At 73.8% G+C, this 24,896-nt stretch carries 21 protein-coding genes; 5 read left to right on the plus strand and 16 right to left on the minus strand.

Going from position 1 to position 24,896, the window contains the following annotated elements:
- Positions 1–119: 119 nt before the first annotated feature.
- From AC4H2S_RS14480 to AC4H2S_RS14490, 3 genes are all read right to left on the minus strand, one after another.
- Positions 120–500 carry a WhiB family transcriptional regulator gene (locus AC4H2S_RS14480; protein ID WP_491497672.1) on the minus strand — a complete coding sequence of 127 codons (381 nt, stop codon included), beginning with the start codon at positions 498–500 and terminating at the stop codon, positions 120–122.
- A 112-nt stretch (positions 501–612) separates the two neighbouring features.
- On the minus strand, positions 613–798 hold the full coding sequence (locus AC4H2S_RS14485; RefSeq protein ID WP_491497673.1) for a hypothetical protein: 186 nt from the start codon (positions 796–798) through the stop codon (positions 613–615).
- Between the two features lie 119 nt (positions 799–917).
- Positions 918–3,005, minus strand: coding sequence for an ATP-dependent DNA helicase UvrD2 (locus tag AC4H2S_RS14490; protein WP_491497674.1), 2,088 nt, complete (start codon positions 3,003–3,005; stop codon positions 918–920).
- Between the two features lie 93 nt (positions 3,006–3,098).
- Between AC4H2S_RS14490 and AC4H2S_RS14495 the strand changes: the two genes are divergently transcribed.
- The gene (locus tag AC4H2S_RS14495; RefSeq protein WP_491497675.1) at positions 3,099–3,341 is read left to right on the plus strand and encodes a mycoredoxin; all 243 of its coding nucleotides are present in this window, start codon (positions 3,099–3,101) and stop codon (positions 3,339–3,341) included.
- Between the two features lie 44 nt (positions 3,342–3,385).
- Positions 3,386–3,853 (plus strand): ScoMcrA-related endonuclease, encoded by a 468-nt coding sequence (locus AC4H2S_RS14500; protein WP_491497676.1) that lies wholly within the window; start codon positions 3,386–3,388, stop codon positions 3,851–3,853.
- 3 nt (positions 3,854–3,856) lie between these two features.
- Here AC4H2S_RS14500 and nudC read toward each other — a convergent pair whose 3' ends face one another.
- The 9 genes from nudC to AC4H2S_RS14545 all read right to left on the minus strand — a co-directional run bounded on the left by nudC (position 3,857) and on the right by AC4H2S_RS14545 (position 16,719).
- Positions 3,857–4,780, minus strand: a complete 924-nt coding sequence (gene nudC, locus AC4H2S_RS14505; protein ID WP_491497677.1) for an NAD(+) diphosphatase — start codon at positions 4,778–4,780, stop codon at positions 3,857–3,859.
- Between the two features lie 72 nt (positions 4,781–4,852).
- Entirely contained in the window at positions 4,853–8,086 is a 3,234-nt protein-coding gene (locus AC4H2S_RS14510) for an ATP-dependent helicase (protein ID WP_491497678.1), read from the minus strand.
- Positions 8,083–11,316, minus strand: a complete 3,234-nt coding sequence (locus tag AC4H2S_RS14515) for an ATP-dependent helicase (protein WP_491497679.1) — start codon at positions 11,314–11,316, stop codon at positions 8,083–8,085. The genes AC4H2S_RS14510 and AC4H2S_RS14515 overlap by 4 nt, the downstream gene beginning before the upstream one ends.
- 142 nt (positions 11,317–11,458) lie before the next feature.
- The gene (gene bar, locus AC4H2S_RS14520; protein WP_491497680.1) at positions 11,459–12,565 is read right to left on the minus strand and encodes a barbiturase; all 1,107 of its coding nucleotides are present in this window, start codon (positions 12,563–12,565) and stop codon (positions 11,459–11,461) included.
- 23 nt (positions 12,566–12,588) lie between these two features.
- Complete coding sequence (locus AC4H2S_RS14525; protein WP_491497681.1) at positions 12,589–13,524, minus strand: carbamate kinase; 936 nt, start codon at positions 13,522–13,524, stop codon at positions 12,589–12,591.
- A 95-nt stretch (positions 13,525–13,619) separates the two neighbouring features.
- Positions 13,620–14,348 carry an SDR family NAD(P)-dependent oxidoreductase gene (locus AC4H2S_RS14530; protein WP_491497682.1) on the minus strand — a complete coding sequence of 243 codons (729 nt, stop codon included), beginning with the start codon at positions 14,346–14,348 and terminating at the stop codon, positions 13,620–13,622.
- A gap of 48 nt (positions 14,349–14,396) precedes the next feature.
- On the minus strand, positions 14,397–15,689 hold the full coding sequence (locus AC4H2S_RS14535) for an ArsB/NhaD family transporter (RefSeq protein WP_491497683.1): 1,293 nt from the start codon (positions 15,687–15,689) through the stop codon (positions 14,397–14,399).
- Entirely contained in the window at positions 15,686–16,174 is a 489-nt protein-coding gene (locus tag AC4H2S_RS14540; protein ID WP_491497684.1) for a TrkA C-terminal domain-containing protein, read from the minus strand. The genes AC4H2S_RS14535 and AC4H2S_RS14540 overlap by 4 nt, the downstream gene beginning before the upstream one ends.
- Entirely contained in the window at positions 16,171–16,719 is a 549-nt protein-coding gene (locus tag AC4H2S_RS14545) for an SPFH domain-containing protein (RefSeq protein WP_491497685.1), read from the minus strand. Before AC4H2S_RS14545 ends, AC4H2S_RS14540 begins: the two co-directional genes overlap by 4 nt.
- Positions 16,720–16,795: 76 nt before the next feature.
- On the opposite strand from AC4H2S_RS14545, the gene AC4H2S_RS14550 reads away from it, so the two are divergent.
- Together AC4H2S_RS14550 and AC4H2S_RS14555 are read left to right on the plus strand one after the other, a co-directional pair.
- Positions 16,796–17,773 carry a sensor histidine kinase gene (locus AC4H2S_RS14550; protein WP_491497686.1) on the plus strand — a complete coding sequence of 326 codons (978 nt, stop codon included), beginning with the start codon at positions 16,796–16,798 and terminating at the stop codon, positions 17,771–17,773.
- Positions 17,770–18,414 (plus strand): response regulator, encoded by a 645-nt coding sequence (locus AC4H2S_RS14555; RefSeq protein WP_491497687.1) that lies wholly within the window; start codon positions 17,770–17,772, stop codon positions 18,412–18,414. The genes AC4H2S_RS14550 and AC4H2S_RS14555 overlap by 4 nt, the downstream gene beginning before the upstream one ends.
- A 99-nt stretch (positions 18,415–18,513) precedes the next feature.
- Here the strand turns inward: AC4H2S_RS14555 and AC4H2S_RS14560 are convergent, their stop codons facing one another.
- The gene (locus AC4H2S_RS14560; protein ID WP_491497688.1) at positions 18,514–18,927 is read right to left on the minus strand and encodes a VOC family protein; all 414 of its coding nucleotides are present in this window, start codon (positions 18,925–18,927) and stop codon (positions 18,514–18,516) included.
- Between the two features lie 102 nt (positions 18,928–19,029).
- Here AC4H2S_RS14560 and AC4H2S_RS14565 point away from each other — a divergent pair, with 102 nt between their 5' ends.
- The gene (locus tag AC4H2S_RS14565; protein WP_491497689.1) at positions 19,030–20,007 is read left to right on the plus strand and encodes a helix-turn-helix transcriptional regulator; all 978 of its coding nucleotides are present in this window, start codon (positions 19,030–19,032) and stop codon (positions 20,005–20,007) included.
- A gap of 15 nt (positions 20,008–20,022) precedes the next feature.
- Here AC4H2S_RS14565 and AC4H2S_RS14570 read toward each other — a convergent pair whose 3' ends face one another.
- Genes AC4H2S_RS14570 through AC4H2S_RS14580 form a run of 3 tightly spaced genes read right to left on the minus strand, consistent with a single transcriptional unit; the run spans position 20,023 to position 24,805 of the window.
- On the minus strand, positions 20,023–20,691 hold the full coding sequence (locus tag AC4H2S_RS14570) for an SDR family oxidoreductase (protein ID WP_491497690.1): 669 nt from the start codon (positions 20,689–20,691) through the stop codon (positions 20,023–20,025).
- A 5-nt stretch (positions 20,692–20,696) separates the two neighbouring features.
- The gene (locus AC4H2S_RS14575; RefSeq protein WP_491497691.1) at positions 20,697–22,694 is read right to left on the minus strand and encodes a hydantoinase B/oxoprolinase family protein; all 1,998 of its coding nucleotides are present in this window, start codon (positions 22,692–22,694) and stop codon (positions 20,697–20,699) included.
- Positions 22,691–24,805, minus strand: coding sequence for a hydantoinase/oxoprolinase family protein (locus tag AC4H2S_RS14580; protein WP_491497692.1), 2,115 nt, complete (start codon positions 24,803–24,805; stop codon positions 22,691–22,693). The genes AC4H2S_RS14575 and AC4H2S_RS14580 overlap by 4 nt, the downstream gene beginning before the upstream one ends.
- Between the last annotated feature and the right edge of the window lie 91 nt (positions 24,806–24,896).

Here is a 24,896-nt window from a genome sequence, read left to right on the forward strand (position 1 = left end):
GGTCATTTGCGCGCGGGCGAGTTCTTCATGCATGAGATTCATGTCGTTTCGTCCATTTCGGTAGGTCTTCATGAGAGGTGTGTCCTGTGATTCCTCGGAGGTGGGTGAGCGGGTGACGCCTACGCGGCGGCCCCGTCCTTCTGGTTCTGGCCGGCCTGGGTGGCGACCTGCTCGGACTTGCGGGGCCGGCCTCGCGGCCGCTTGCGCGGGATCACCACGCCCTGGAGGAAGAGCTCGCCTCCCCAGACGCCCCACGGCTCACGCCGTTCGAGGGCACCGTCGAGGCACAGCGCCTGCACGGGGCAGTCGATGCAGAGGGCCTTGGCCTGCTCCACGTCCGCAGGGGACTCGGCAAACCACAGCTCTGCGTCGTTGACGCGGCAGGGCAGCAACTCCTCATCCACTCCGGCAGCTGCGTCGTGCAGGGCTCCGAGCGGGGCCTGGGGCTCCATCCCGGTTGCGTCGGCAGCTCGGTTGCGGTCGAGAACGCTGATGGTCATGTGTTCACCTCCTTGTCGTTGACCTGATCGCGGGTGGTTCGGACAAACAGAAAGGCCGCGGATCCCGGGTGTCGGGTTCCGCGGCCTGGAGGCTGCCGATGTAGGTGGTGACCTATGTCGACGGACTCCAGGCAGGAGGACCCGGGAAATCGCCCTTGATGCGCACGATGGCGGCGGCGTCGCCCTGGACAGCCACCACGCCAGCGCCGAGGGCGCGCGTGTGCGCGCAGGGGCGGCCGAGGGCGGACATGCCGAGGGACGGCGTCCACGCCGTCATCGTCATCGTGTAGTTCTCCATGAGGGCCACCTCCTTCGGGGCGTCAGGCGCAGATCGTCGTCAGCGATCCCATGCGCGGGTTGTCGTGGAAGGAAACGTTAGACCCCTCACATCGTGAGGGGCAAACCATTTAATGGGTATTACCGAGATTTCTTTCGCGGAGGCGTCTCCGACCCCTCGGCAGGGTCCTGCGCGGCGCCTCCGGCGACGAGCGCAAGCACCTCGTCGCCGTACTTGGCGATCTTGCCGGGCCCGACGCCGCTGATGGCGCGCAGTCCCTTCTCGTCGGTCGGGACGTGCTCGGCGATCAGCTGCAAGGTGGCGTCGGTGAACACGACGAACGCCGGGACGCTGTCGTCGGCAGAGCGTGCCAGGCGCCACTCGCGCAGCCGCTCGAAGAGCGCCTCGTCGTAGGACGCCGGGCAGTCGGCGCACCGCCCGGTCTTCTTCTCCACCGACGTCGACAGCGCGCGCCCGCACTCGCGGCAGTGCATCGCCGCCCGGTTGCGCCGGGTGCGCTCACGCCGCTGCCCGGTCAGGCCGGGGACGCCGTCGAGAAGGGGCGCGAGGAACGGCGAGCTGCCCCGGTTGGCGCGCCCGCCCGGCTCGCGCGCGGTCGCCCACGAGACCGTGAGCTCGTCGCGGGCGCGGGTCATCGCGACGTAGAGCAGGCGGCGCTCCTCCTCGATCTCCGCCGGCGTCCTCGCCTGGGCGATCGGCATCATCTTGTCGTGCATGCCGGCCACGAAGACGGCGTCCCACTCCAGGCCCTTGGCCGAGTGGATGGTGGCGAGGGTGACCGCGTCGGCGACGGGTGCGTGCTGCTCGCTGGCGCGCCGGTCGAGGTCGTCGACGAGGTCGCCGACCCCGGCGTCGGGGCGTTCGCGGCTGAAGTCGGCGGCCAGGTCGACGAGGGCCTGCAGCGACTCCCACCGGTTGCGCACCTCGCCCCTGCCCTCGGGCGGCTCGGTGGAGTGGCCCATCTGCGACAGCACCGCCAGGACCGCCTCGGAGACCGGCCCGGAGGCCTCGCCGGAGCGCGCCGCGCCGCGGACGAGGGTGATCGCCTGCCGCACCTCGGGACGGTCGAAGAAGCGGGCCGCGCCGCGCACGACGTAGGGGATGCCGCGGGCGGCCAGCGCCTCCTCGAAGCGCTCGGACTGGGCGTTGATCCGCAGCAGCACGGCCATCCGGCTCGCGGGCGTGCCGGAGGCGCGGAGCGCGGCCACCCGGTCGGCGACCCCGTCCGCCTCGGCGACCTCGTCGGTCGCCTCGCGCCAGGTGATGCGGGGCCCCGAGGGTCGCTGGGCGCGGAGGTCGACGCCCTTGCTGGGCGTGCCGTCGAGCAGCCGGTTGGCCGCGGAGACGATCTCGGGGGTCGAGCGGTAGTTGCGGACCAGCTCGACGCTCGTGGCCGAGGGGAAGCGCTGGGTGAACTCGCGCAGGTAGCGCGCGTCGGCGCCGGCGAAGGAGTAGATGGTCTGGGCGGGGTCGCCGACCACGCACAGCTCGTCGCGGCCACCGAGCCACAGGTCGAGGAGGGCGTACTGGAGGGGCGAGACGTCCTGGAACTCGTCGACGACGAACCACTTGTACTGGCGGCGCACCTGCGCGGCAACGGCCTCGTTGTCGGCGAGGAGCCCGGCGCCGAACAGGAGCACGTCCTCCATGTCCATCCGGCCCTGGCCGCGCTTGACCTCCTCGTAGGCGTCGAACGCGCGCGCCACCACCTCGGGATCGAGGCCGGACACCGCGCGGCCGCGGCTGCGCGCGACCGCGGCGTAGGTGTCGGGCCCGACGTTGGACACCTTGGCCCACTCGATCTCGCTGGCGAGGTCGCGCAGCGTGGCCTGGTCGACGCCGAGGCGCTGGCGCCGGGCCGCCAGCGCGATCATGCCGAGCTTGGACTCGACCAGGTCGGGCAGCTCGCGCTGGTGCACCCGGGGCCAGAAGAACCGCAGCTGGCGCAGGGCGGCGGAGTGGAAGGTGCGCGCCTGCACGCCCGGCGCGCCCAGGGCCCGCAGCCGCTCGCGCATCTCCCCCGCGGCGCGCGTGGTGAACGACAGGGCCAGCACCTCGGTGGGGGCGTAGACACCCTGGGCGACGCCGTGGGCGATGCGGTGGGTGATGGCCCGGGTCTTGCCCGTGCCGGCGCCGGCCAGCACGCGCACGGGGCCCCGCAGGGCCTCGGCGACCTGTCGCTGCTCGGGGTCGAGCGCTTCGAGCAACGGAACAACTCCTGCGAGGTGGTGGTTGGAACTGGTGGCGGGTGGAGCGCACCCGCCTTCCTCACCCTAGACGCCGGAGGGGACACTCCATCCATGACCTTCACCATGTTCACCACGCCGTGGTGCGGCTACTGCCACCGCCTCAAGAGCCAGCTCGACCGCGAGGGCATCGAGTTCTCGATCGTCGACATCGAGCAGCAGCCGGACGCCGCGCTCACCGTCGAGCAGGCCAACGGCGGCAACCAGACCGTGCCGACCCTGCTGTTCTCCGACGGCAGCACGCTCACCAACCCGTCGGTGGCGCAGGTCAAGGCGAAGCTGGCCGCGCTCTCATGAGCCCGACCGTCGTGACCGCAGTGGCTCCGGGTTAGCCTGAGCCGGTGTCACTGCTGAACTCGATCGACCGCCCCCACGTGCTCACCGCGATGGAGACGTGGGACGCAGCGGGTGGGCACAACTACATGCTGGTGCGTGGCGGCGTCTCGACCCACGTGCTGGTCCACCACGGCAAGGAGTACGACGCCGCGGCGATCGTCGGCATCGCCCACGGCCTCGCGACCGGGCGCACCCTCACCCCGGCGGACATCCCGGGCGGCTCGGCCGGCGCGACCAAGGCGCTACGGCGCCTCGGCTTCGAGGTCCGCGACGACTCGCCCCCCAGCGAGCGGGTGCCCGGCACCCGCGCGCGCACCCCGCGTACGTCCTCGGCTCGGACGTCCTCCACGGCGAGCCGCGGCACCGGGACGCCCCGGCCCGGGCGGGTCGCGGCGAGCGACAAGCCGGTCAAGCTCTGCCCGCGGTGCTTCCTCGCGCTGCCGGCGACCGGCGTCTGCGACAACTGCGACTGACGCTCAGCCCCAGCCGGGACCGTCGAGCGGGCGGCCGAACCAGCTCTCGATGAGCGACGACGAGATCGAGATGCCGCGCGGCACGACCAGCTCGCCCGCGCGGCCGGCTGCCTCGAAGTCGGCGCGCGTCCACCAGCGCGCCTCCTCGATCTCCGCCCCGTCGACGTCGATGTCGGTGGTGAGCGCGCGGCCGGTGAACCCGAGCATCAGGCTCGCCGGGAGCGGCCAGGGCTGGCTGCCGAAGTAGGCCACCTCGCCGACCGTGACGCCGACCTCCTCGTGCACCTCGCGGCGCACGGCGTCCTCGAGGGTCTCCCCCGGCTCGCAGAACCCCGCCAGCGTCGACCAGCGGCCGGCGGGCCAGGCGGTGTTGCGTCCGAGCAGGATCGCCTCGTCGTCGCCCTCGCCGTGGGTGATCGCCATGATCACCGCCGGGTCGGTGCGGGGGAACTGCGCGCGGTCGCACTGGGTGCAGCGCAGCTCGTGGCCCGCGGCGCGGCTGGTCAGGGTGCCCCCGCATCGCGGGCAGAAGTGGGTGGCGTGGTGCCACTCGGCCAGCCCGACGGCGTGCATGATCAACGGCGCCTCCTCCGGGCTGCCGTCGGCGAGGAGCGTCAGCACCGAGCGCAGCGGGACCCACTCCTCCGGCGTGCCCGGCGCCCGGTCGGGGGGCACGATCACGGCGAGGTGCACGACGTCGTCGGTGGCACCGAGGAGCACGAGGGTGCCCTCGGGTGCCTCGTCGGGACCGACCCACTGGACGGCACCGTCCACCGGCCGCAGCCGGTTGCCCGCCACGACCAGGACGCGCGTGGCCGGATCGGCCATCTGCTCGGCCAGCCACGCCTCGTCGGTCCGACGCAGGCCCATCCGGTTGTGGGCGTGGGCGGAGAGGGCGACGTGCGGGGGCAGGCGTTCGGGAGACACGTCGTTCAGGCTAGCGACCGGGGTCGCGGCCCACGCGGTGCGGCGCGACCACGCACATCGGCGCGGGCCGGCTCAGAGGGCGAGCAGCTCCTCGAGGCCGTCGCGGTCGGGCAGGTCGTCGAGGTGGACGGTGCGCCCGGTGCGGACGTAGTGGAACGCGGCCCGCACCTGCGCCAGCGGGGTGCCGGTGAGCTCGGACCAGGCCAGGCGGTAGAACGCCAGCTGGAGGGGGTCGGCGGTCTCGTGGCGGCCGGTCTTCCAGTCGACGACGAGGTAGCCGCCGTCGGGCTCGCGGTAGACCGCGTCGATGCGGCCGCGGACCACTTGTCCGGCGAGCACGAGGGCGAACGGCGCCTCCACGGCGTGGGGCGCGCGGTCGCCGAACGGGCCGTCCTCGAAGCGCTTGACCACCTCGCCGAGGTCGGACTCGTCGTCGATGCCGGCGTCGGCGCGGCCGGGGAGCTCGTCGGGCTCGATCAGCGCCTGCTGGCCGAAGCGGTGCTCGATCCAGGCGTGGAACGCGGTGCCGAAGCGCGCCGCCGGGGCGGGCGGGCGCGGCATCGGGCGGGCGAGCTCGCGGGCGAACGCCTCGGGGTCCTCGCGCAGCCGGGTCAGCGCCGTCACCGACAGGCTGCCGGGCAGCGGCAGGTCGACGGTGGTCGCGCGCTCGGCGCGCGCCTCGGTGAGCAGCTGGGCGAGGTCGTCGTCCCACTCGGCCACCCGGGCCGCCTCGACCATGTCGAGGCCCTCGTCGGGCGCCGTGCGGTCGACGGCGCGGACGAGCTCGGCCGCGGCGAGGCGCCGGCGCGCCTCCTCCCCCGTGCCGGGCACCGGCCAGGGCCGGGAGGTGTCGACGTCGTCGTTGGGGTTGGGTGACTTCGGCGGCGGCTTCTCGAGCCACCGCTCGACGGGCTGGCCCCACTCCTCGAGCTGCTCGCGCACCACCCGCTGGTAGGCCGAGGGCCCGAACGGCGTGGAGCGCTGGCCCCAGACGTAGGACGTGACGCTGAGGTGGTGGGCGGCACGGGTGTAGGCGACGTAGCCCAGGCGCAGCTCCTCCTCGGCGTCATGCGCCTTGGCGGCGGCCCGGTAGGCGTCGAGCGCGGCCTTGTCGTGACCCGCCAGCTGGGGCTGGTCGGCGCGGTCGCCGCGCAGCGGCGCGGGCAGCACCGCGGGCGAGGACGTCCAGAGCGTGCGGGACCGGTTGCTGGGGAAGCGGGTCTCCCCCACCCCGACGCAGAACACCGACGACCACTCCAGGCCCTTGGCCCGGTGGACGGTGAGCAGCTTGACCGAGTCGGCGGCCGTGGGGGTGGCGACGTCGAGGCCGTTGCCCTGGTCGTCCTCGGCGGTGAGGTAGGCCAGCAGCGCCGGCAGCGTGACGTCGCCGTCGACGGACTGGAACTCCGCGACCGCCTTGACGAAGAGGTCGAGGTTGTCGCGGCGGGCCGCGGCGGCCGGGGAGGTGGCCGAGGCGAGCTCGACGTCGACGCCGGTGGTGTCGATGATGCGGCGCACCACGTCGAGCAGCGGGTCGCCGACGTGGCTGCGCAGCCGGCGCAGCTCCGAGGACAGCAGCCCGAGGCGGTCGCGCGCCTCGGCGGAGTAGGCCGCGTCGCCGGGAGACTCGACGGCGTCGCTGAGGGCGGGGAGCTCGGAGACGTCGATGCCGTCGGCGATCTGGAGGAGCTGGTCGGCGATCGAGGCGGTCTCGGAGCGCCCACGCACGCCGGCGATCTCGGCGGCCCGCTCGGCGAGCAGCCGCAGGTCGCGCGGACCGATCGCCCACCGCGGGCCGGTGAGCAGCGTCAGCATGGAGGGGTTGGCCGTGACGTCGTGCATGAGCGTGAGGGTCGCCACCACCTCGGCGACCTCGGGCAGCCGGATCAGCCCCGACAGCCCGACGATCTCGACCGGGATCCCGGCTGCCGTCAGGGCGTCGTAGACGTCCTCGGCCTGTGCGTTGTCGCGGCTGAGCACGCCGATCTCCGCCCACGGGGTGCCGGCGGCGTGCACCCGCTGGACCTCCGTGGTGAGCCACGCCAGCTCGTCGACCGCGCGCTCGAACACGTGGGTCTCGACGTGGCCGTCGGCGGCGCGCTCGGCCGCCCGCAGGCGCGCGACCTTGTCGCCGTAGGCGGACAGCAGGGGCTCGGCGAGCCGGTTGGCGACGTCGAGGATGCGCCGGTCGGAGCGCCGGTTGACGGTGAGCGGCAGCCGGCCCGGCTCGCCGTCGGCCGCCGGGAAGGTGTCGGCGAAGTTGAGGATGTTGGACACCGAGGCGCCGCGCCAGCCGTAGATGGCCTGGTTGGGGTCGCCCACCGCCATCACGGGGTGGCCGAGGCCGTGCTCGGGGTCGGGGCCGGAGAAGAGCCGCGCGAGCATCGTGGCCTGCGCCACGGAGGTGTCCTGGTACTCGTCGAGGAGGACGACCTTGAAGCGGGCGCGCTCGAGCTCGCCCACCTCGGGCTGCTCGTCGACCAGCCTGGCCGCCAGCGCGATCTGGTCGCCGAAGTCCATCAGCCCGAGGTCGGCCTTGAGCCGGCGGTAGCCCGTGACGAGCTGGAGCAGCTCGGCGCGGCGGTCGATGGCGTTGATCGCCTTGGCCGGGGGGTCGAGGTAGGTCTTGCGAGCCTTGCCGGCCAGCTCCTGCTCGACGGCCCGCTCGAACCCCCGGCGCGCCTCCTCGTCGACGCGGCGAACGTCGTCGGCGTCGACGAGGTGCTCGCTCATCGCGCCGTCGAGGGCGAGGAGGTTCTGGATGGCGGTCGCGGGGTGGTCGGTGAGCAGCTCGATGTGGCCCGTGAACCGCTCGATGACCCGGGCGCCGAGCTGGTAGCGCGAGGCGTCGGAGACGACGCGGGTGTCGGGCTCGTGGCCGATGCGCAGGCCGTGGTCGGTCAGCAGGGTGGCGGCGTAGGCGTGGTAGGTCGCCACCGTCGGCTCCAGCACGTCCTCCCCCTCGACGACCACGGACCGGTCGAGCAGGCCCGCCGCACCGAGCGCCGCGGTGACGCGCTGGCGCAGCTCGGCGGCGGCCTTGGTGGTGAAGGTGAGGCCCAGCACCTCCTCGGGACGCACCTTGCCGGTGGCGACGAGCCACACCACGCGCTGCGCCATCAGGGTGGTCTTGCCGCTGCCCGCGCCGGCCACGACGACCGTGGGCCGCAGCGGCGCGGTGATGGCGGCCCACTGCTCGTCGCTGGCGGCGTGCTCGGCGCCCATGAGGGCCCGGAGGTCCTCGGGCGAGTCGAGCCGGACCGGGGGACGATCCTCGGTCGGGCGGGCGGTGGCGAGGTCGGTCACTGGACGGTCACGCTCCCGGCGCCCCGGGCGGGGCAGATGGCCGTGAACGGGCAGTCCCGGCAGTGGGGCCCCGCGGTGGCGGGGAAGGTCTCGGCACGGACCAGGTCGGCGGCGCGGGCCAGGCCGGCGCGCAGCAGCACGCGCTCGGGTCCCCCGTCGGCGTGGGCCGGCTGGGCCTGCACCTTGGCCGTGGCGGAGTCGTCGTCGATGCCCAGCTGCACCAGCTCGGCGCCGCCGGAGGCCATCGGGCGCCCGGCGGCCTCGTCGAGGGCGCCGGAGTCGACGGCGTACTGGTAGAGGGCGAGCTGGAGGTTGCCGGCGACGGCCGGGCCGCTCGGGGCGGCACGCGCGCTCTTGAAGTCGACGACGACGACCCGGCCGGCGTCGTCGATCTCGAGTCGGTCGGCGAACCCCGTCAGCCGGACGGGCCTGCCGTCGACGTCGACGATGCTGTGGAAGCGCTGCTCGGCGCCGAGGAACTCGCGCGGGTTGTCGAGGTGCCACCGCACGAACCGGGCGACGGCCTTGCGGATCCGGGCGAGCTCGCGCCGGCGCGACCACGGGGTGCGGAACGCGAGCCGGTCCCACACCGCCTCGACCTCGGCCATCAGCGGGTCGACCTCGGCGGGCAGGTCGCCCACGGCGACCCGCTCGGCCAGCGCGTGGAGGACCTGGCCGAGGTTGGCCGACTGGTGGACGGCGGAGACGCCGCCGGCCTCGCGCTCGAAGAACCACTGGGCGGGGCAGACGAGGATCGACTCGAGCATGCTGGCCGAGACCGGCACCGGTCGGTCGGGGTCGCGGATCGGCTGGATCGAGCGCGTCGCGCTGCGGGTGCCCCACCAGGTGGACGGGTCGGCGCTCGGCACCAGCTGGCGGCCGTCGACCTCCTCCGCGGCCAGTGCGGCGAGCCGTCGGGCCGCCGCCTCGCGCAGCGGCCGGCTGACCTCGGGATCGGCGGCGGTGCGGCGCAGCTCGGCGACGAGCCCGCCCAGCGACAGCGGCCGCGGCGGCCGGCCGTCCTGGTGGTGGACGGTGACGCCGAGCTCCTCGAGGAACCGCGACGGCTGCTCACCGTCGTCGTCGGGAGATCGCACCGCACTCACCACGAGCCGTCGCCGGGCGCGGGTGCAGGCGACGTAGAAGAGCCGCCGCTCCTCCATCAGCAGCGCGCGGCTGGTCACGGGCGGGACGAGGTCGGGGTGGCCCGAGGCGTCGACGCCGATGCGGTCGGCGCCCAGGAGGGTGGTGCGGCGCCGCAGGTCGGGCCAGCCCTCCTGCTGCACGTGGGCCACGACGACGAGGTCCCACTCCAGGCCCTTGGAGCGGTGGGCGGTGAGGAGGCGGACCGCCGAGCCGCGCACCCCCTGCTCGGCGAGGGTGTCGGCCGGCAGCTGCTGGGCGACGACGCTGGCGAAGAAGGCCGCGACACCGACGTGGTCGCGCTGGTCGACCGCGCGGGCGGCGAGGTCGAAGAGGGCGACGACGGCGTCGAGGTCGCGGTGGGCCCGGCGCGCGCTCGCGCCTCCGGCGTCCACCTGGCGCCGCAGCCGCTGGGGCCAGGCCGTGCCCGACCACAGGTGCCACAGCACGTCCTCGACGCCGGCGCGGTCGGCCAGCATGAGCGCCGCCTCGCGCAGCAGCCGGGCGAGCGCGGCCGCGCGCTCCACGTCGGGGCCCTCGAGGCCGTCGAGGAAGCCGGGCTCGACGACCGAGAGGCGGAGCAGCTCGCGCGACGTGCGGCGCACGGCGGGGTCGGCGTCGGCCTTCTCACGGGCCCGCAGGCGGCGGACGAGGGCACGCAGGTCGGAGGCGTCGAGGCCGCCGAGCGGCGAGAGCAGCAGCGACTCGATGCGGCCGGGGTCGAGGTGGTCGGGCGAGTCGGGGTCGTCGTTGTCGAGGTTGACCACGGCGCGCAGGCCGTCGAGGAGCGGGACGACCGCCGGGTCGCGGACCAGCGGCAGGTCGTCGGAGGCCACCTCGACGGGGACGCCGGCGGCGGCCAGGGCACGGCGCAGCGGCGGGATGCTGGTGCGGCCGGACCGCACGAGGACCGCCATCCGGTCCCACGCGATGCCGTCCTCGAGGTGGGCGCGGCGCAGCAGGTCGGCCAGCCGCTCGGCCTCCGCGCGCTCGGTGTCGTAGGTGACGACCTCGACGCGGCCGTCGCCGTGCGGACCGGGCACCGCCTCCGGGGACAGGAAGTCACGACGGGCGTCGGCCGCGATGCTGCCGGTGAGGGTGAGCCGGTCGGCCACCCGCCCGGCGGCGAGCAGGATGCGCGGACCGAACCTGCGGGTGCGCCGCAGCACCACGACCGGCGCGGGCTCGCCGGCCGCGGTGGGGAAGCTCGCCGGGAAGTCGAGGATGCCGCGCACGTCGGCGCCGCGGAAGCCGTAGATCGACTGGTGGGGGTCGCCCACGACCGTGAGGTTGCGGCCGTCGCCGGCCAGCGCCCGGAGCAGGGCGACCTGGCCGGGGTCGGTGTCCTGGTACTCGTCGACGAACACGTGCTGCCAGCGCGCGCGCAGCTCGTCGCGGTGGGTCTCGGCCTCGATCACGGCCCGGCGGATGAGGTCGGAGTAGTCGGTGGCGCCGAGGCTGTCGAGGACGGTGAGGTACTGCTCGAGGAAGAGGCCGGCCGCCACCAGCTCGGGCAGGTCGTGCTCGATGCCGAGCGCGCGCAGGCCGGCGGGGTCGAGCCCCTTCTCGCGGGCCCGCGCCAGCACGGCCTGCACCTCGCGCACGAAGCCGCGGGTGCCGGCGGCGCGTCGCAGCGGCTCGGGCCACACGACCGACTCGGGGTTGTCGCGGAGCAGCTCGCGCAGCACGACGTCGGCCTCCGGCGCCGACAGCAGGCGGATGGCACCCTCGTAGAGCTCGGCGGGCGCGTAGGCCCGGACCAGGGCGTAGGCGAAGGAGTGGAACGTCGAGCAGGACGCCGCCCCGGTCGTGCGCGCCACCCGCGCCGTCACCCGGTCGCGCAGCTGCTCGGCGGCCTTGCGGGAGAACGTGAGCGCGAGCACGGCGTCGGGCGAGGCGCCGCGGTGCTCGACGCGGTCGACGATCGCCTCGACCAGGGTCGTGGTCTTTCCCGTGCCGGGACCGGCGAGCACGAGGAGCGGGCCGCCCTCGTGGTCGACCACGCGCTGCTGGTGCTCGTCGAGCTGCGGGACCACGACCTCGCGCTCGGGCCGCACGAGCCGGTAGCGGGTGGACGCGTCGTTCATGACGGGGTCCCCGCGGCGTTGTTCGGGGGAGCGCAGCGGAGGAGGAGAACGCCGTGGGGTGTTCATGGGGACACCTCATCACGCGGGACCGACAGCGCGCTGCCGGCCCCGCGGACGGATGTGGACGAACGCCGGGCCGGCCTCAGCCCAGGTCGACGATGGCGGCGACCGGGCCGCCGCCCTCGGGGCCCTGGTGGGCCGCGGACACCGAGACGAAGACGGCCGGGTCGCCCGTCACGGCCGCGGTGACGCCGCCGACGCACGCCTTGATCTGGCGGTGCCAGTGCACGTCGGAGTCGTCGAGCATGGCGTTGCGGCGCCCGCGGACCATGCCGTCCTGGCTGGCCTCGCACTTGAGGAACACGTTGACGAGCCGCCCGTCGAGGTCGTCGGTGCGGGGGCGCTCGGGCAGATCGAGGCCGGCGGAGCGGATGGCCTCCCAGATGCCGTCGGCGTCGAGGGCGTCCTCCATCACCGAGTGGCCGATGCGGTAGCGCCCGCCCACGCCCGTGGCGTTGCCGACGACGACGATCTGGGCCTGGTCGAGCTCGACGCCCGACGAGCACGAGGCCACCGAGGAGTAGAGCTCGCGGTTGTGCATGACGTCGGCGTCGGTGGGCATGTCGATCTCGCCGAGCGCGACGGCGATGCCGAGGCCGGTGGTGCCGTTGGAGAGGTCCATCGACTCGTGGGTGTGCTCGGTCCACACCGTCTTGCCGCGCGACTTGGCGTCGCGGATGGTGTGGATCGTCAGCAGCGGCGTCTTGGTCTGCACGTAGTGCACGTCGGCCGGGTCGGTGATGCCGGCGCGCTCCATGGCGACCTTCACGCCCGCGGCGACCTTCTCGATCATCGCGGTGTAGCCGATCTCCTCGGGCAGGAGCGGCTCGCTCATCGCGAAGCCGGCGGTCAGCCGCAGCTCCTGGCGCGACGGGTCGTCCTCGGGCACGTCGGTGGTGGCGAAGATGGTGGCGTGGGGGCTGATCACGCCGTCGGTGCCGCCGGACCACACGATCGGGATGCCCTTGACCTCCTCGGCGTCGGCGCCCGCGGCCACCAGCGCCTCGCGGAAGGCGCGGTCGGCGATGATGCGGGTGTAGTCGTTGACGCCGCCGTTGCCCTCGGTCTTGCCGATGATCGCGAACACGCGGTCGGCGGCGATGACGCCCTCGTCGATGAGCCTGGTCAGCTCGGAGGCGTCGGCGACGGAGTGGATGGGGACCTTGCGGACCTCGATGGCGGAGGGCATGGATGTGCGTCCTTTCGTTGCGGTCAGGTGGGTACGACGACGGTGCCGGCCTCGCCGGCGACGGCCGCGGTGATCTGGTCGAGGCTGGTGATGGCCCCGGTGCCGCCGGTGGCCTCGACGAAGCGGCACACGGCGTCGACCTTGGGGCCCATCGAGCCGGACGCGAAGTGCCCGTCGGCGGCGTGGGCGCGCAGCTCAGCGACGGTGACCCGGCCGAGGGGCTCGGCGTCGGGGCGTCCCCAGCGGATCACGGCGTGGGGCACGTCGGTGGCCACCACGAGCACGTCGGCGCCGGTGGTGCGGGCCAGCAGCGCGGCGCCGAGGTCCTTGTCGATGACCGCCTCGACCCCGGCCAGCGAGCCGTCGCGGCGGCGTACGTGCGGGATGCCGCCGCCCCCGTTGGCGACGACGACGAAGCCGGCCTCGATCAGGGCCAGCACGGCCGGGGCGTCGACGATCTCGCGCGGCTCGGGCGAGGCGACGACGCGGCGCCAGCCCTTCTCACCGCGGTCCTCCCACGTCTCGCCGTGGCCGATCAGCACCCGGGCCTCGGCCTCGGGCAGGTGGCGCCCGATCGGCTTGGTGGGGCGGGTGAAGCCGTCGTCGTCGGCGTCCACGACCGTGCGGGTCACGAGCGCGGCGCTGCGCCGCTCGATGCCGCGGGACGCGAGCTCGCGGTCGAGCGCGTCCATCAGCACGAAGCCGATGGTCGCCTGCGTCTGCGCCCCGCACCAGTCGAGCGGGACGGGCGGCACGACGCTGGCGGCGAGCTCGTTCTTGACCAGCAGGTTGCCGACCTGGGGTCCGTTGCCATGGGTGACGACGACCTCGTGGTCGTGCACGAGGAGCTCGGCGACCGCGGCCATCGCGACCCGCGCCGCCTCGATCTGGTCCTCGGGTCGGGCCCGGCCGTCGCCGCTGGTCATGGCGTTGCCACCGAGTGCGAGCAGGACCCTCATGCGGCAACCGTAGTGATCCGCACCACCCGCACCCATCGTCAGGAACGGCCAACCGATCGGGCCTCCGTTGGCAAGGTGTGCCAACGGGTCGGGCGTCAGCGGCCCCCTGCGACGCGCAGCGTCGTCCCGGTGACGTAGGACGCCTCGTCGGACATCAGCCAGCCGACCGCGTCGGCCACCTCCTCGACCCGTCCGGCCCGACCCAGCGGCACCCGCGGGCCGACGCGCTCCACCCGCCCGGGCTCCCCGGCGTCGGCGTGGATCGTGGTGTCGATGATGCCCGGCGCGACGCCGACGACGCGGATGCCGTCGCCGGCCACCTCCTGGGCCAGGCCGAGGGTGAGCGCGTCGACGCCCGCCTTGGCGGCGGCGTACTGGACGTACTCCCCCGGCGAGCCCAGCGTGGCGGCGCCCGAGCTGACGTTGACCAGCACGCCCCCGGAGCCGCCGCGCGAGCGTCCCATCGCCAGGACGGCGGACCGGGCGACCAGCAGCGCCGAGGTGAGGTTGAGGTCGACCGTCGCGCGGACGACCTCGGGCGGGGTGTCGGCGAGCGGTCCGATGTGCAGGGTCGCGCCGGCGTTGTTGACGACGCCGGTCAGCGCCCCGGCTGCCGCGAACACCTCGTCGACGCCGGCCGCGGTGGTGAGGTCGGCGCGCACGGTGACGCACTCCGCCCCGAGTGCCCGGCACTCCCCTGCCGTGCGCTCGGCGGCCGCGTCGTCGCGGGCGTAGCCGAGCACGAGGTCGTGGCCGTCGGCGGCCAGGCGGCGCGCGACTGCCGCGCCGATGCCGCGGGTGCCGCCGGTGACGAGGGTGCGCATGCGCACTGTCTACCGGATGTGCCTACTCGGATGTGCCGACCCGGATGCTCACGCCCAGGCGAAGTAGCGCAGGTAGACGTAGACCCAGGCGACCAGCAGCGTCATCACGGTCACCACGACGCCGTACTTGGTGAAGCCCCAGAAGCTGATCGGCTCGCCCGCCTTCGCCGCGATGCCGAGGACGACGACGTTGGCGCCGGCCGCCACCGCGGTCGCGTTGCCGCCGAGGTCGGCGCCGAACACGAAGGCCCACCACAGCGGGCTCTCCGCGCCGGACGTCGCGGTGCCGGACACCATCTCCTCCACGACGGGCACCGTCGCGGTGGTGTAGGGGATGTTGTCGACGAACGCGCCCACCACGCCGGAGCCGAAGAGCAGGGCGGTCGCGCCGAGCAGCTCCCGCTCGCCCATCGCCTCCGCCGCCCACTCGCTGATCGCGCCGATGACGCCGACCTGGACGAGCGCGCCGACGAGCACGAAGAGCGCCATGAAGAACGCGAGGGTGGCCCACTCGACCTCCTCGAGGAACTCCTCGGGCTCGGTGCGCGAGACCAGCACCATCGCCCCCGCGCCCATCATCGCGACCACCGACGGGTCGAGGTGCATGACCGAGTGCAGGCTGAAGGCGACCATCACGAGCAGGAGCACGACGAGCGAGCGGCGCAGCATCCGCACGTTGGTGATCGCGTCGACGGGACGGAGGTCGTCGAGGCCGTGCACGTTGCCCATCCGCGTCATGTCCTTGCGGAAGAGCCAGCGCGCCATCACCACGAACAGGACCAGCAGGATGATCGTCAGCGGCAGCGAGTGGACCAGGAAGTCGGTGAACGTCAGGCCGGCCCGGCTCGCGATGATGATGTTGGGCGGGTCGCCGATCAGGGTCGACATGCCGCCGATGTTGGAGGCGAGGATCAACGAGATCAGGTAGGGCGCCGACGGCAGGCCGAGGCGCCGGCAGACCGACAGGGTGACCGGGGCGACGAGGAGCACGCAGGTGACGTTGTCGAGGATCGGCGCGACGGCCGCGCCGACGAGGACCAGCAGCACCAGCAGCTTGTACGGGTGGCCGCCGGACTTCTTCGCCGCCCAGAGGGCCAGGAACTCGAAGAGGCCGGTCTGCTTGAGCACGCCGACGATGATCATCATCCCGAAGAGCAGGAAGATGACGTTCCAGTCGACGCCGGTGTGGTGGTCGAAGAACGCCGTCTCGGCGTCGACGAGGCCGATGACGACCATGCCGGCGACACCGCCGAGGGCGGCGGCGACGCGGTGGACGCGCTCGGTCGCGATGAGGGCGTAGGCGATGATGAAGACCGCCAGCGCCGCGGAGGTCAGGATCACGCGATCCGCCTGCGCACGCCGAACGCGCGGGCCGAGCCGGAGCCGTCGTCCATGTCCTCGGCCCAGCTCGCGAGGCGGCCGTAGCGGCTGACCGAGCGGAGCCGGTCCTCCACCCGCGCGACCTGGCCGAGCGCCGCGACCACGAGGACCTGGTCGCCGGTGCGCAGCACGGTGCGCGCGTCGGGGACGATGACCTCCTTGCCGCGGGCGAGGATGGCGACACCCGACCCGACGGGCAGCCGCAGCTCGCCCACCTCCACGCCGGACAGCCGGGAGGACGGCTCGACCTCGAAGCGCAGCAGGACCGCGTCTAGCCGGTCGAGGGTCGCGAAGCCGATCGACACCTTGTGGACGAAGCTGCCCTTCTCCTGCCAGCGGGGCTGGCGACCGCGGCCGACGGCGAGCCCGATCGCGAACCCGATCGCCGAGGCGATCAGCGCCACCGACACCGCGACCTCCAGGAGGTACTCGGTGTCGGTGCTCACACCGCACCCCCGGTCAGCCTGGCCTCGACCTCGGTGACCGAGAGCGCCGTGGCCTCGGTGCCCCACGGCAGCAGGCGGGTGAGCTCGGCGGGCCAGCGTGCCTGCAGCTCGTCGAGGTCGTCGACCAGCGTGCCCACCTCGAGCTGCTCGACCGCGCGCGCGACGACCTCCTCGGCCGTCCGGGCGGCCTGGGTCGAGGGGGCGTACGCCGTGCCCGGCTCGACGTCGTGCACCCGCAGCGTCAGGTCGGCGAGCGCGACGACGTCGACGCCGTCGCAGGTGCGGGAGCGGACCACGAGCGGCAGGACCCGCGGATCGGTCGGCACGGCCTCGAAGCGCTCGAGGCCAGGCCACCGCGCGACGAGCCCGTTGCGCCGCACGCGGACCACTGTGCCGCCGCGGACCACGAGGACCAGCTCGCCGGGCGCCACCCGGCGCAGGCAGACGAGGGTCACGAACAGCAGCCCCGGTCCGACGATGACCAGCCACACCACCCAGGCGGCCCCCGTCGGGTCGACAGTGGCGTTCTCGTCCGGCGGGGGCATGCGACGAGTGTCGAGGTGGCGCGCGGTCGGCGACCATGGGTGCCGGACCCCATCTGCGGGATGGGAGGGTTGCCGCATGCGCCTGCCCAGCCACCTCCCGTTGTTCTGGACGATCTGTCTGATCAACGGTGTGGTGCTCGTGGCCGCGGCCCTGCTGCTGGTCCTCTCCCCCGCCCGCGTCTCCGCCGACGCGGTGCCCTCGGAGATCCTCGTCATCGGCCTGGGACTGGTGGCGATCATCCTGACCAACGCAGTCCTCATCCGCTGGGCGCTCGCGCCGCTGCACCGGCTCATCGCCCGCCTCGAGGACATCGAGCACCTCGAGCCGACGGAGCTCCCCGAGGAGGGGTCGGGCCCGGTGCTCGGCATCGCCCGCAGCGTCAACGGCCTGCTCCAGCGCCTGGGCGAGGAGCGCCGCACCGGTGACGCCCGTGCCCTCGCCGCCCAGGAGGCGGAGCGGCACCGCATCGCCCAGGAGCTGCACGACGAGGTGGGCCAGAGCCTCACGGTCGTGCTGCTCGGCCTCAAGCAGCTGGAGTCGCAGGCCCCGCCCCAGCTGGTGCCCGAGCTCGCGGCGGTGCGCGAGAGCGCCCGCGCCGGCCTCGACGACGTACGACGCGTCGCACGGCGGCTGCGTCCCGGCGTGCTGGAGGACCTCGGGCTCGCGAGCGCACTGGCCGCCCTGGCCACCGAGTTCTCCGACCACAGCTCCGCGTCGGTGCGCCGCTCCTTCGCCCCCGGCCTCCCGCCGCTGAGCCCCGAGGCGGAGGTCGTCGTCTACCGGGTCGCCCAGGAGGCGCTCACCAACGCCGCCCGGCACGCCGACGCCCGCGAGGTCGAGCTGTCGCTGCACCGGCTCGGGTCGCACGTCGTGCTCGAGGTCCGCGACGACGGCCGCGGCTTCACCGGGCTCTCCGAGGGGTCCGGGCTGATGGGGATGCGCGAGCGCGCAGCGCTCGTGCGCGCCGAGCTGTCCGTCATCAGCCAGCCGCGGCACGGCACGACCGTGCGGCTCAAGGTCCCCGTCGACGCGATCGAGGAGGTGCCCGCGTGATCCGGATCCTGCTGGCCGACGACCACACCCTCGTGCGCCGCGGCGTACGCCTCATCCTCGAGCAGGAGCCCGACCTGACCGTGGTCGCGGAGGCCGCCGACGGGGCGGAGGCCGTCGAGCGGGTGCGCGACACCGAGGTCGACCTGGTCGTGCTCGACATCGCGATGCCCCGGATGACCGGGCTGCAGGCGGCCGCCGAGATTGCGCAGCGCCGCGACCCGCCGAAGATCCTGATGCTGTCGATGCACGACAACGAGCAGTACTTCTTCGGCGCCCTCAAGGCCGGCGCGAGCGGCTACGTCCTCAAGTCGGTCGCCGACGAGGACCTCGTGGGCGCCTGCCGCGCGGCGATGCGGGGCGAGACGTTCCTCTACCCGGGCGCCGAGAGCACCCTCGTGCGCGACTACCTCGACCGGCTGCGCCGCGGCGAGCGGGTGCCCGCCTCGGTGCTGACCGCCCGCGAGGACCAGGTGATCAAGCTGATCGCCGAGGGACGCTCCTCGCGCGAGATCGCCAAGGAGCTGCACATCGCGCTGAAGACGGTGGAGGGCCACCGCGCCAACATCCTCGCCAAGCTCGGGATGCGCGACCGGGTCGAGCTGACCCGCTACGCGATCCGCGCGGGCCTCATCGAGCCCTGAGGCCGGCGCGTCGGAGCGGTACGAAGTCGCGCGGACTGTCGGGCGTACGCCTGGGCGTCGACTCGGCCTCGGGTTCGTCCTGTTCGGCGCGCCGGCGGGTCAGGGCGCGACGACGTCCACGACCCACGTGACGCCGAAGCGGTCGCGCAGCATCCCGTAGAGCGGCGACCACCCGGACGCGGTGAGGTCCTGCACGACGCTGGCACCGTCGGCCAGGCCCGACCACAGGGCCGTGACCTCGTCGGCGTCGTCGCCCCCGAGCGAGACGAAGAACGGGATGGTGCCGGCGTCGTACGCCTGCGCGCCGGGGACGTCGTAGGCCATCACCCGCACGCCGTTGGCGGCCTCGACCAGGCCCCAAATCACCTGGTCGGCCTCGGCCGGGTCCTGGACGGCGTGGGCGTCGCGGTAGGTGACGACGACGAGCTCGCCGCCGAGGGCGTCGCGGTAGAACTCGAGGGCCTCGCGGGCACGGCCGCGGAAGTTGAGGTGGGGGGTGACGTGCACGGTCATGGTGATCTCCTTCGTCCCGGGCCGGCGGTTCCGGCGCGGGTGCGACCACTGTGTCGACAGAACAGGACCGTTCCTGTCCGCCACCTGCGGCAGACTGACGGCATGCCGGGACCCACCGGGCGGCTGCTCGCCCTCCTCTCGCTGCTTCAGGCGCGCCGCGACTGGCCGGGCCCGGTGCTCGCGGCGCGACTCGAGGTCACCGAGCGCACGGTGCGCCGCGACGTCGACCGGCTGCGCGATCTGGGCTACCGGGTGACGGCGGTCAAGGGTCCCGACGGCGGCTACCGGCTGGAGCCGGGCAGTGAGCTGCCGCCGCTGCTCTTCGACGAGGAGCAGGGGGTGGCGCTCGCCGTCGCGCTGCGCCTCGCGGCGGACCTGGACGACGGCGTGGCGGCCGGCGCGGCGCGAGCGCTCGCGACGGTGCGCCAGGTCCTCCCGAGTCACGTCCGGCACCGGGTGGACGTGCTCGAGGTGACCGGGCTCGACCACGGCCCGGCGGTCGACCCGGCCGACCTCGTGACGGTGAGCGAGGCGATCCGGCGGTGCGAGGTGCTGCGCTTCGACCATGCCGACGCCCACGACGACGTCACGGACGGCCCGGCCCGCCGGACCGAGGCCGTGCACCTCGTCCGGCGGCGGTCCCGGTGGTACGTGGTCGGCTGGGACCTCGACCGGCGCGACTGGCGCACCTACCGGCTCGATCGGATGCGGCTGCGCACCCCGCACGGCCCCCGCTTCACCCCGCGGGAGCTGCCGGCACCCGACGTCGCCACCTTCGTCGCCGCGCGCTTCAAGGGCTCGGCGGGCGAGGATGTCTGGCCGTGCCGTGGGTCGGCGGTCCTGCGCGCTCCCGTGGACGCGGTCGCGCCCTTCGTCGGGGACGGTGCGGTCGAGGAGCTGGCCGACGGGAGCTGCCGGGTCACCCTCGGCGCCTGGTCGTGGCCGGCGCTGGCGGCCGCGCTGGCGCGCTTCGACGCCGACCTCGCGCAGGTCGAGCCGCCTGAGCTCGCCGAGGCGTTCGGCACGCTCGCGCGGCGGTGTGCCGGCGCGGCCGAGTCGCTCCACCCCGTCGACGGCTGAGGTCGCCGCGGCGCGCTACCTCCCCAGCAGCGCGTCGAGCACCCGCGTCCCCACCGGCAGCCCGTGGTCGTCGTAGTAGGCGAACATCGCCGAGAGCCACGGGTGGGTGCCGGGGTCGTCGACCCGGCGCACCTGGACACCCGCCTCGTCGGCCAGCTCACGGACCGTCGCGACGCGGGTCGCGAGCTCGTACGTCGCCCCGAGGTGGCCGTCCTCGGTCAGCACGACCGCGGCCGCCGCGCCGAGGTCGGCGAGGTCGAGGAAGCCGAACCGCACGTCCGGTGAGTAGGGCAGCTCGAGCGGTCCGGTGAGGTCGAGGTTCTGCAGGTAGGCGCCCGGCTGGAGGATCGTCCACCCGAGGCCGCTGCGCCGGACCAGGTCCTCGCTGACCGCCTTGCCGACGTGGTGCGGCATCGCGGGCGCGTAGGGCGAGGCGACGGAGTGGTAGACCACCCGCTCGACGCCGGCGGACGACAGCACGGCCAGGGCGTGCGCGACGTAGGCAGGCTCGTCGGGGTGGAGGTTGGGCGCGATGACGTACGCCGCCTCGCAGCCGCGCACGGCCGAGGCGAGGTCGGGCCAGTCCGCACGCCCGAGCGCGACGACGCCGACCCCGCGGCCGGCCAGCGCCGAGGCGACCGCACGCCCGGTCTTGCCGTGCCCTCCGAGGACCGCGACGCGCACGCCGGTCAGATCCGGTCGACCTCGGCGAAGGCGGCGCCCTCGGCCAGCGAGGCGTAGCCCGGACCCCGGTCGAAGAACGCGTCGTCGTCGCGGCTCCACGCCGGCCGCGACGACCGCTCGGCGGCGGTGGCGGACTCGTCGAAGCCCAGCGTCCCGTCGTCGGCCGATCCGGTCAGCACCACGCCGTAGTCGCGCAGCGCCGCCTCGGCGGAGACCTTGCGCCAGACCACGTCGCGCACCACCAGGGCGGGGTCGCGGGCGAGCGGATCGCCCCAGCCGCCCCCTCCCGTCGTCCGGATGCGCACGACCTGGCCGGCCTTGACGACCTCCGCGTCGGCGAGGGCGTCGACCTCGCGCTCGTCGGGGCCGCCGGGGTCGATGACGACCTGGAACGGCGAGCCCGCCTTGCCGCCGCGCACGCCCCAGCAGGCCAGGATCGAGCGGTCGGCGATGGACATGAAGTGGGCGTCCCTGAGCATCCGGACGTGCTTCTCGTAGCCCAGGCCGCCCCGGTGCTCCCCCGCGCCGCCGGAGTCCATCGCCAGGCCCAGGCGCTCGACGATGAACGGGAAGCGCGACTCGGTGAACTCGGTGGGCAGGTTGCGGGAGTCGGGGACGACGTGGATGGTGTCCTCGCCGTCGGCGTAGTAGCGACCGCCCGAGCCGCCACCGAGCACCTCGCGCATGAGGTAGTCGTGGCCGTCGAGGTCCTTGCCGTAGACGCCGGTGTAGCGGATCGTCTCCTGGTCGGCGGGCATCCTGCCGTCGACCGCCTTGGCCACGACGCCGGCCAGCACGCCGAGCAGCCGCAGGATCACGAAGGTGCGGGCGTTGGTCGGGGCGGGGTGGATCGGCGTGAGCAGGGTGCCCTTGTCGGGGAAGCGCATCTCGATCAGCGGCACGATGCCCTCGTTGACGTCGAGCTCGGCCATGCGCTCGGGGGTGTCGGCGAGGTTGCGCAGGATCGGCGCGAGCCACTTCTTGAGGAAGTTGCCGCCGACGTAGTCGCCGCAGTGGTTGATCGGCCCCTTGGCCTGGGCGCTGGTGCCGGTGAAGTCGATGATCAGGCGCGGCCCGGCGGGACGGCCGTTGTCCGGGTCGGCGGGGGCGTCGCTGACCTTGGTGAGGGTGATCCGCTGGGTGTGCAGCTGCGGCTCGTCGATGCCGTCGTGCTCGGCATAGTCCTCCCAGACGTAGGTGCCGTCGGGGATCGTGGACAGGATCTCGCGGCGGTAGGTCTCGGTCGTCGCGTCGAGGATCGCGTCGAACGACGCCTCGATCGCGTCGCGGCCGTAGCGCTCGAACAGCTCGCCGAGGCGACGCGCGCCCATCAGGCAGGCCGAGCACTCGGCGTCGAGGTCGGCGGCGAGGCTGTCGGGCATGCGCGAGTTGCGGGTCATGATCCGCAGCGCCGCCTTGTTGGGGACGCCGGCGTCCCACAGCTTGATCGGCGGGACGGCGAGCCCCTCCTCGAAGACGCTGGTCGCGTTGCTCGGCATCGAGCCGGGCACGGCTCCCCCGATGTCGTCGTGGTGGCCGAAGGCCTGCACGAAGGCGACGACCTCGCCGTCGTGGAAGACCGGGACGGTGACGCACAGGTCGGGCAGGTGGCCGATGCCGCCCTCGGACTCGTAGACGTCGTTGTGGAAGAAGACGTCGCCCTCGCGCATCTCCTCGATCGGGTGGTCGCGCACGACCGGGTGCACGAGCGCGCTGTAGGAGCGCCCGGTCAGCTTGCGCAGCTGGCGGTCGTGGATGCCGGCGCGGAAGTCGTGGGCGTCGCGGATCATCGGCGAGCGGCTGGTGCGCCCGATGGCGGTCTCGACCTCCATCTCGACACTGGCCAGCGTGCCCTGCACGATCTCGACGAGGATCGGGTCGACGGTGGTGCCCTCGGCGGTCAGCCGGTTGCCGTGCTCGTAGGCCGTGGGCAGACCGGCGGGGTTGACCGGCCTCGCGGTGACGTACGCCGGGTCGACAGGGCGGGTGCTGACGTCGGTCATCGGGCCGACTCCTTCCGGATCACGAGGTTGGCCCAGTCGTCGACCACGACCTCGAAGCCGGGGTGGACGGGAACCGTGGAGCCGAACTCCTCCACGATGGCCGGGCCGCTGAACGTGTCTCCCGCCCCGAGGTCGGCGCGCCAGAGGACCGGCGTGTCGACGTAGCCCTGCTCGGCGTCGAAGCAGACGGGGCGGCGGCTGCGGACCGCGCGCTCCTCCACGGTGCCCTCGGCCTTGTCGAGGGTCGGGATCTCCGGGCGGGTGATCGGGCCGATCCCGCTCACGCGCAGGTTGACCCACTCGACCTGCTGGTCCGGGTCGCCGCGGAAGTCGTAGCCGTAGAGCTGGCGGTGCTCGGTGTGGAACGCGTCGGCCACCTGCTCGACGTACGCCGCGTCGACGCCCCGCCCGTCGCCGGCCTCGGGCGCGGCGACGCGGACCTCGAAGGCCTGCCCGACGTAGCGCACGTCGATGGTGTGCTGGAAGCGGTGCTCGTCCGGGGCGAAGCCCTCCTTGGCCAGCGCCGCGCGGGCCTGGTCGGTGAGGTCGTCGAGGATCGCCTGCACGGCCGCGTGGTCGAGTGCCGACTCCTTCGCGACGTGGGTCTGCACGTAGTCGTTCTTCACGTCGACGGTCAGCAGCCCGAAGGCGCTCACGTTGCCCGGGTTGGGCGGGACGACGACGCCGGCGAGGTCGAGGATGTCGACGAGCCGGCAGGCCAGCAGCGATCCGGAGCCGCCGAAGGTGGTGAGCATGAAGTCGCGCACGTCGAGGCCGCGCTTGACGCTCACCTGGCGCAGGGCGTTGGCCTGGTTCCACGCGGAGATCTCGAGGATGCCGGTCGCGCACCGCTCGAAGTCGAGGCCGAGCCGCTCGGCGAGGTCGGCGACGCCCGTGCGGGCGGCCTCCACGTCGAGGGGGATCTCGCCGCCGAGGAGGTGCGGAGGGATCCGGCCGAGGGTGACGTGGGCGTCGGTGATGGTCGGCTGGGTGCCGCCGTTGCCGTAGCAGAGGGGGCCGGGATCGGCGCCGGCCGAGTGCGGGCCGACCTTGAGGGTCCCCTCGGGCGAGAGCCAGGCGATCGAGCCGCCGCCGGCGCCGACGGTGACCACGTCGATCATCGGGATCTTGCTCGGGTAGGCGCCGACCGTGCCCTCGGTGGTCAGCGTCGGCTCGCCGTCGAGGACGACCGACACGTCGGTCGACGTGCCGCCCCCGTCGCAGGTGAGGATCCGGGGGAAGCCCGCGACCTCGGCGATCAGCGCGGCGCCGAGGGCGCCCGCCGCGGGACCGGACAGCACGGTGGTGATCGGCTGGTGCACGACCTCGTCGGCCGACAGCACGCCCCCGTTGGACTTCATCACGTAGAACGGGATCGGCTCGGCGTCCTGGCCGACGCCGGTGAAGTCGCGCAGGCGCTCGGAGATGTTGGTGACGTAGCGGCTCACGTTGGGCTTGACGGCCGCGTCGACGAGCGTGGTCATCGAGCGCTCGTACTCGCGGTACTCGCGCAGCACCTCGCTCGAGATCGACACGACGGCGTCGGGGTGCTCGCGGTGCAGGACGTCGCGCATCCGCAGCTCGTGCGCGTCGTTGGCGTAGGCGTGGAGCAGGCAGACGCCGATCGTGGTGATGCCCTGGGCCCGGAACCACCGGGCCGCCGCCACGGCCTGGTCCTCGTCGAAGGGCCGGATCTCGGCTCCGGTGAAGTCGAGGCGGCCGCCGACCGTGCGCACCCGGTCGGCGGGGACGATCCGGTCGGGCTTGACCCAGAAGTAGGAGTTGCCGTAGCCGTCGGGCACCGACTGGCGGGCGATCTCGAGCATGAACTCGTAGCCCTCGGTGGTTATGAAGCCGAGCGCCTCGACCTTGCCCTCGAGGAGCTTGTTGGTGGCCACCGTGGTGCCGTGCGAGACCGCGGTGATGTCGCCGCCCTCGCCACCCACGAGGGCGAGGATCCTCTCGATGCCGGCGATGAAGCCGTCGGCCGGGTTGCCCGGGGTGCTCGGGGTCTTGGTGGTGACCAGCTCGCCCGAGTCCTCGTCGAGGGCCACCACGTCGGTGAAGGTGCCGCCGGTGTCGATGCCGATCCTGATCCGCCGCGAGCTCATGGGCTCGATTCAACCGAGGCGGCCGTCACGGGGGCCACGGCAGACCTTGCCGACGGAGCGCCGATTCATCGGCAACACCTGCCCCGGAGAC

Source organism: Nocardioides sp. Z13_37, assembly GCF_058355585.1.

Bases quoted from the DNA above. Each gene is read 5' to 3' on its own strand.
- AC4H2S_RS14480 (WP_491497672.1), bottom strand. From the start codon at position 500: ATGACCATCAGCGTTCTCGACCGCAACCGAGCTGCCGACGCAACCGGG.
- AC4H2S_RS14485 (WP_491497673.1), bottom strand. From the start codon at position 798: ATGGAGAACTACACGATGACGATGACGGCGTGGACGCCGTCCCTCGGC.
- AC4H2S_RS14495 (WP_491497675.1), top strand. From the start codon at position 3,099: ATGACCTTCACCATGTTCACCACGCCGTGGTGCGGCTACTGCCACCGC.
- AC4H2S_RS14515 (WP_491497679.1), bottom strand. From the start codon at position 11,316: ATGAACGACGCGTCCACCCGCTACCGGCTCGTGCGGCCCGAGCGCGAG.
- bar (WP_491497680.1), bottom strand. From the start codon at position 12,565: ATGCCCTCCGCCATCGAGGTCCGCAAGGTCCCCATCCACTCCGTCGCC.
- AC4H2S_RS14525 (WP_491497681.1), bottom strand. From the start codon at position 13,524: ATGAGGGTCCTGCTCGCACTCGGTGGCAACGCCATGACCAGCGGCGAC.
- AC4H2S_RS14530 (WP_491497682.1), bottom strand. From the start codon at position 14,348: ATGCGCACCCTCGTCACCGGCGGCACCCGCGGCATCGGCGCGGCAGTC.
- AC4H2S_RS14545 (WP_491497685.1), bottom strand. From the start codon at position 16,719: ATGCCCCCGCCGGACGAGAACGCCACTGTCGACCCGACGGGGGCCGCC.
- AC4H2S_RS14550 (WP_491497686.1), top strand. From the start codon at position 16,796: ATGCGCCTGCCCAGCCACCTCCCGTTGTTCTGGACGATCTGTCTGATC.
- AC4H2S_RS14560 (WP_491497688.1), bottom strand. From the start codon at position 18,927: ATGACCGTGCACGTCACCCCCCACCTCAACTTCCGCGGCCGTGCCCGC.
- AC4H2S_RS14565 (WP_491497689.1), top strand. From the start codon at position 19,030: ATGCCGGGACCCACCGGGCGGCTGCTCGCCCTCCTCTCGCTGCTTCAG.
- AC4H2S_RS14575 (WP_491497691.1), bottom strand. From the start codon at position 22,694: ATGACCGACGTCAGCACCCGCCCTGTCGACCCGGCGTACGTCACCGCG.
- AC4H2S_RS14580 (WP_491497692.1), bottom strand. From the start codon at position 24,805: ATGAGCTCGCGGCGGATCAGGATCGGCATCGACACCGGCGGCACCTTC.